We start from the raw sequence: 285 nt of genomic DNA, 5'->3' as shown, positions 1-285 counted from the left end.
GACTATCAGAAAGTGAAAGTTGCAGTTCGGTAAGTGTGGCGGAAGAATTTCGAACGCAAGTCTTGAGCTCCGTTACCAAATTACAAAAGCGTCCTACATTGGCATCGTCTAAAGGTGCATCAACTTCATCCAAAACACAGAATGGTGCAGGATTTAATCGGAAAATCGCAAACACCAATGCCAGTGCTGTTAAAGCTTTTTCGCCACCTGACAATAATGCCAAAGAACTGTTTTTCTTGCCTGGTGGACGCGCCATTAACTTTACGCCAGACTGCCAATCGTCTT

Annotated in this window: 1 pseudogene; it reads right to left on the bottom strand. The window is 44.2% G+C overall.

The annotated features are described in order from the left end of the window. Positions 1–285: pseudogene (locus FLQ44_RS19355) on the bottom strand (hypothetical protein); the annotation flags it as partial.

The organism is Vogesella mureinivorans (assembly GCF_007644035.1).
GTDB lineage: Bacteria > Pseudomonadota > Gammaproteobacteria > Burkholderiales > Chromobacteriaceae > Vogesella > Vogesella mureinivorans.
This window is presented reverse-complemented; position numbering and strand designations above follow the sequence as displayed.